This is a genomic window from Kitasatospora sp. NPDC058190 (assembly GCF_042883685.1).
Lineage (GTDB): Bacteria > Actinomycetota > Actinomycetes > Streptomycetales > Streptomycetaceae > Kitasatospora.
This window is the reverse complement of record NZ_JBHVVI010000257.1, coordinates 1-2,615: the sequence shown is the minus strand read 5'-3', so window position 1 is coordinate 2,615 and position 2,615 is coordinate 1. Positions and strand designations below refer to the sequence as shown.

Annotated in this window: 1 protein-coding gene; it reads right to left on the bottom strand. The window is 72.1% G+C overall.

Going from position 1 to position 2,615, the window contains the following annotated elements; all coding sequences use genetic code 11:
- Nucleotides 1–2,522, bottom strand: a 2,522-nt coding sequence (locus ACFVWU_RS44520; protein ID WP_387632359.1) for an amino acid adenylation domain-containing protein, incomplete at its 3' end; no start/stop codon positions are given.
- Nucleotides 2,523–2,615 lie beyond the last annotated feature (93 nt).

Genomic DNA, 2,615 nt, shown 5'->3' with positions numbered 1-2,615 from the left:
CCGAGGTCGCCGGTGCGGTACATCCGTTCGCCTGGCCGGCCGTAGGGGTCGGCGGTGAAGCGTTGGGCGGTCAGGGCGGGTTGGTGGAGGTAGCCGCGGGCCAGGCCGGGGGTGTTGGTGTAGAGCTCTCCGGGGGTGCCGGGCGGGACGGGTCGCAGGCCGGGGTCCAGGAGGTAGACGCGGACGTTGTCGACGGGGTGGCCGAGCGGGGCCGAGGAGGGCCAGGTGTCGGGGTCGGTGGGCAGGGTGTGGGCGGTGAGGACCTGGGCCTCGGTGGGGCCGTAGTGGTTGTGCAGGTGCCGGCCGGGTGCGTGGTGGTGGAAGTGGCGCAGGGTGCGGGTGAGGGTGAGGGCTTCGCCGGCCTGGGCGATGTGGTGCAGGGCGGGCAGGGTGTGTCCGGTGTCGGTGGCGGCCTCGGCGAGGGCTTCCAGGACGGTGGTCGGGGCGAACAGCTCGTTGACCCGGTGGTGGTCGAGCCAGGCGACCAGGCGGCGCGGATCGCGGCGGGTGTCCTCGTCGGGCACGACCAGGGTCTTGCCGAACAGCAGCGCGGAGAGGATCTCCTGGACGGAGACGTCGAAGCTGATCGCGGTGAACTGGGCGGTCCTGGTGCCCGGGCCGCCGCCGAACTGGTCGTGGTGCCAGCGCAGCATGTTCGTCACGCCCAGGCCGGTCATCTGTACGGCCTTCGGCCGCCCGGTCGATCCGGACGTGTAGATCACGTAGGCCGGGCTCGCGGGCGTGAGCGGGCGGGTGCGCGTGTCGGGGGTGGGGTCGGTGTCGGGGTGTGCGTCGATGTGGGCCGCTGTCGCCGGGTCGTCCAGCACGAGGACCTCGGTCGGGTCGTCGTCGGGCAGCGCTGCCAGGGTCGCGCGGCCGGCCAGGAGCACGGCGGGGCGGGCGTCTTGCAGCATGTACCGGATCCGCGCCCGCGGGTGGGCGGGGTCGAGCGGCAGGTGCGCGGCGCCGGCCTTCAGCACCGCCAGGATCGCGACCACGTGCTCGGGCGAGCGCTCCAGGGCGAGCGCCACGGTGCTTTCCGGGCCGATGCCCCGTTCGATGAGGGCGTGCGCGAGCCGGTTCGCCCGCCGGTTCACCTCCTCGTAGGACAAGGTCACGTCCTCGAAGCACGCGGCCGGCAGGTGCGGCGCGGCCGCCACCCGCGCCTCGAACAGCTCCGCGAGCAGCACCGGCCCGTGGGTGCGTACCGTGTCGTTCCACGCGCCGAGCAGCACCTCCCGCTCCTCGGCGCTGGTGACGTCCACCCGCCCGACCGCCACCCCCGGGTCCTCGGCCAGCGCGGCCAGCACCCGCAGCAGCCGGTCCAGCAACGCCTGGGCGTCCTTTCCTGCGACGAGGTCGTCGCGGTAGTCCAGGCGCAGGTACAGCCGCTCACCGGGGGCGACGACCAGGGTCAGCGGATAGTGCGTCGCGTCCCGGCCCCGCTCCAGCGCCGCCGTCACCCGCACCCCCGCCTCCAGCCCCGCGGCCACATCCCGCCCGGGCCCGTCGAACGGGTAGTTCTCGAACACCATCATCGTGTCGAACAACTCCGGGATCCCAACCTCCCGCTGAATGTCCGACAGACCCAGATGATGGTGCGCATCGAGCGCCGAGCGCGTGTGCTGAAGAGCAGCGACGACCTCGGCCAGCGAACGCGCCGCAGGCACCCGCACCCGCACCGGGACGATGTTGATGAACAGCCCGACCATCGCCTCGACATCCGGCAGCTGCGGCGTGCGGCCCGAGACGATCGCCCCGAACACCACGTCGTCCTGCCCCGTCGCCCGCCCCAGCACCAGACCCCACGCCGCCTGGAGCAGCGTGTTCACGGTCACGCCCAGCCCGCGCGCCCGCGCCCCCAACGCCGCCGTCAGCTCCCGGGACGCCTGCGTCACCACCCGCTCGGGCACCCGACCGCCACGCACCACCTCCCCCGGCACCAGCCGTGTCCCCTGCTCCAGGCCGGCCAGCTCCCGCCGCCAGGCCTCCCGCGCGCCCGCGTCGTCCTGCCGGCCCAGCCAGGCCAGGAAATCCCGGTACGGCGTCACCCGGGGCAACCCGGCGACATCACCACCGTTGGCGTAGAGAGCGAACAACTCCCGCGCCACGATCGGCGTCGACCAGCCGTCCAACAGAATGTGATGCGTCGTCAACAACAGGCAGTGCCGCTCCTCGCCCAACCGCACCAGCGTGAACCGCACCAGCGGAGCACGCGCCAGATCGAACCGGCGCCCGTAATCCTCCACCGCCACCCGCTCGAGCTCCGCCCGCGCCCGCGCCTCCCCCAGACCCGAAAGATCCACCACCTCCCACGGCACGACCACCTCACCGACCACCACCTGCACCGGCTGACCATCCGTCACCCGGGGAAAACACGCCCGCAACACCGCATGCCGCGCCACCAACGCCTCGGCCGCACCCCGCAACCGCCCCACATCCACCGGACCATCCACATCGAACACCTGCTGCACGATGTACACATCCGGACCGTCCACGTCATACAACGCGTGAAACAGCATCCCCTCCTGCATCGGCGACAACGGAAGGACATCCACCAGATTCCCACCACTCACTTCTGCGTCCTCCACATGTCCTCAAGCTGTTCAACGTCG